Genomic DNA, 3,578 nt, shown 5'->3' with positions numbered 1-3,578 from the left:
CGACGTACCCCTGACGATCGGCTGCGAGACGCCGTCGGCAAAGCCGAAATGCTCATAGGCGCGGGCGCGCTCCGGCTTGCCGTCGTTGCCGGCATGTTGCGTTGTCCCACCGTCCTTCTTTGGCTCGCGGTTCACGACAAGCGGCAATTCGGCAACGATCTTCATCCCCGCGCCTGTCGTCTTTCGCTTCGCGGCCGCAACCTCCCCCTTCAGTACCGCCGGCTCCGCGGCGTAGCAGATGACGACTGCGTCGACCGGCGCCGTGGCCGAACCCCACTGCCATTTGTCAGGCGCATCCGGGCCGGTGTCGTCGAGGATGCGGCTGCGCTCTGGATTGCCCATGCCGTGGCGAAAGGCAGCTGGGAATGTGTCCAGCGGATCGTCGTCGACGCCGCCCTTCAGCCCAAGACGGCGCAAACCGTCGGGACCGAAGGCCACCGTCATGGCGCGTCCGGCCGGCACGCCGTCGCCGAAACTGGTCTTGTCGATGACGAAGTCCAGCCACGCTCTGCGTTGCATGGCCGGCAGTCCTTCCGGCACCCGGATCGCCAGCATATGCGCGTGGCCAAGCGCGCCGAACGGGCCGAAGAAAATGGATTGGATCTCGCCGGCTTCCAGTTCTTCCACGGGCAAAGGCGCCGGTTCACGGCCGACGGTTGCAGCCGGCCTTGCCAGCGGCCGCTGCAGCGAGCCGAACAGGCTCACCCAGTTGCGGGCCTCGCTGCCGGTGGCGGAAGCAATGCCGCGCCGGATCTTCGAGTTGATACGGATGCGCGCGGTGTTGAGATGCGGATAGGCAGAGTACCAGAACAGCGTCGGCACCTGCTGACGCCGCGCCCAGCGCTTGAAGCGGTCCCCGTCGCGCGCGCCGTCCAGGAAGAGCCAACGCGTGCGCGGGTAGCCTTCCGTGTTGCTCCATACGCCGGTCAGGCCCTCTGAGGCCTTGGCGATGAAGTCCTCGAGATAGCTTTCCCAGCTGCCGCCATAGTTGGAGAAGAACATCAGCTTGTCGGTGCCCGGCAGCAGCACCCAGCGGGCGAAGTGAATGGTGTTTATGGTGGCGAGGAACCCCGGCTTGAACACCTTCTGCGCCGATATCGAGATCAGGTAGAAGGAAAGCCTCAGCGCCAGCCGCCGCAAGGTGCCGGCCTTCATCGTCGATATCGCGGTGAGATGGTTTTGCGCGCAGTGGTCCTCATTGGCGAGTATGCTGTCCAGCGCGCCGAGATCGATCGGCGTGTTCTGCGGCCGGTCCTTGTCCTCGAGGCGCCGCAGGCTGAGGAAGCACAAGCCGATGAACAGCAGGGCTATCGCGAGCAGCCCCAGCACCGCCAGCAGAAGCGCGGTGCCGGCAATTGCGACGTTGGTGAAGGTGACACCGTGCGGATTGCCGAACACGAGCACATAGGTCATGCGCCAGCAGGCAAGGATGACGATCGCGACGGTGGCGAGCACGGCCGGCGCAAGCAGTGTCGTCGTCAAGGCCCGCCACCAGCGGCCCGGGGGCCGCTCCAGCAGGCTCTCAGCCGGCTCGAAGGCCCAGCCGAATTGCCCTAGCGACTGGGCATGCCGGCGCGCCTCGGTGAGCACAGCAAGGGCGTTGCCTGTACCCGCGCGCGGCTTTTCGACGATCTCGCGCACGCTGTCGGCGAGCTCTGCCTCGGCAAGGATGCGGCGCACCGAATGGCCAGGCGTTCCGGAAAAAACCAGCCCTGCCGTGCTGCCGAAGGACGGCGAGATCTCGATGTGATGCTTCTTCAGGAAGTCCTGCAGCGAAGCGTCGCCGGGCAGACCGCACACGGCCCTTAAGATCGGCCGCAGCCGGTGGCCCATGGCCTGCGTGATGGCACCGATGACATCGTCGGTGCTGCCGTCGCCGGAGATTTCGAGGACAACCGCGCCCGTCTCGAGGTCCGATTTCTCGTCTTTGCCGGTGGCGGCGACAGCCAGGCTGGCGAAGTGGACCGTGCCGACATTGTCGAGCGCATTGCCCACCTCGTCGATCGCCGGGTTGCCAAGTGCGCCGACCTTGTCGCGCACGGCATCCAGCGGCACCGCACGCCTGATCGGGCAAACCACGGTGACCATCGACTGGTCGACTGTGCGGCAAAGCGGCGAGCGCTCGAAATCGACCTTGAGGCTGGCCGGATAGGCGCCGACATTGACCATCTTGCCGGCTCTGCCGCGCGCGCGGCGGAGCTTGGGCTTGCTGAACAGGGCGCGAACGCACTCGCCGATCTGAATGCGGGCGATCTCGGCCCCGATGCACAGATGAATGCCGTGGCCGAACACCATGTAATCGCGATAAGGCCGCGAGGTGTCGAATTCGTTTGGCCTTTGCACGATTTCCGGATCGAACATGGCGGAAAGCGTCGCCGGCATGACGACCGTTCCGGCCTTCACAAGGCGCTCTCGCCGCGTGCCTTGGCCGATGACCGCGTCACGGGCGGTGTAGCGCCACGGACCGACCCAGATCGGCTTGAAGCGCATGGCTTCCAGGATCGCCCGATCGAGTTTGCCGGTACCGCCCGCTGCAATGGCTGCGTCGACAGCCTGCCTTGCATCTGACCGCGACAGGATGACGTCCAGGCAATTGCCGCCGGCAAGCACATTGGTCGGAACGAAGCCGGCAATCATGCCGAGCATGATCGAATGGATGTCGGGCTGCGATAGGCGCCCTTGATCCTTGAGCGCGACGAGGCGCGCCAGCGGCCGTTCGTCCTTCCCTCCCCTGTCCCTGATCGCGGCAATCGAGCGGTCGATGACCTTGATCAGACGATCGCCGCCGACGATCGCGAGCTGACGTGTCGTTGGGCTCGCTGTCGGATCGGAAAAGAACAGCGCGCTGAGCGCGATCGACCAGTCGGCGAATTCGGTTTCATCGTCGATCTCGAGGCCGAAATAGTCGCGACAGATGCGTACCGGAACGATCTTCATCAGCCCGCCGATGGCGTCGAAGCCGGGGCTGGCCCGGGTCATGATGTCGCGCGAATGACGCTCGGCGATCGGCCTGACGGCGGCTTCGACTTCCGCCGGCGGAAAGGCGCTCAGCACGGCCGATTTCATTTGCCGGTAGGCGGCCCCGTCCTGCATGCCGAGGATGAAGTTCGATCCCCTGGCCAGTTCCGCCATTTCCGGTCCGTACGGCGTCTCGAACTCGTCGCCGCGCTCCAAAATGTCGCGCACATCGACGCCTTTGGTGACAAGCAGGAAATTGCCGAAGGCCAGGTTCGGCCAGAAGCGGCGCAGCAGCGCCAGCAGCCAGCGCGGGTCGTTGAAAAGGAAGCCGGCGATACGGGACGCAAGCCCCTTGGCGCGGAGCCGGTCGATATCGAAGGGCGGCATTTCGGCGACAGGGCGCTGGCTCTTCTGGGCAGCGCGGACAGCAGCGAAATACTTCAACTTGATCATGCGCGTTCGAGCCCCCCGGCTGTCCACGTCACTGCGATGCCGGCTATTGTCTGGCCTAGGTTTGGTTCGGTCCGGCGTATGTGATTTTTTTCACAATCATCGGTGTTCGGTTCCGGCAATCATGCGATGGACTTGGCCTGGCCGAAATTCGCGATCAGGAAGTTGTT

1 protein-coding gene is annotated in these 3,578 nt (G+C 64.8%); it reads right to left on the bottom strand.

The window, feature by feature from the left end:
- Positions 1–3,411, bottom strand: a 3,411-nt coding sequence (locus EOA60_RS23875; RefSeq protein WP_164899494.1) for a cytochrome P450, incomplete at its 3' end; no start/stop codon positions are given.
- Positions 3,412–3,578 lie beyond the last annotated feature (167 nt).

Origin of the sequence: Mesorhizobium sp. M1A.F.Ca.IN.020.06.1.1, from assembly GCF_004023265.1 — a bacterium.
In the GTDB taxonomy this organism is placed as follows: domain Bacteria; phylum Pseudomonadota; class Alphaproteobacteria; order Rhizobiales; family Rhizobiaceae; genus Mesorhizobium.
This window is presented reverse-complemented; position numbering and strand designations above follow the sequence as displayed.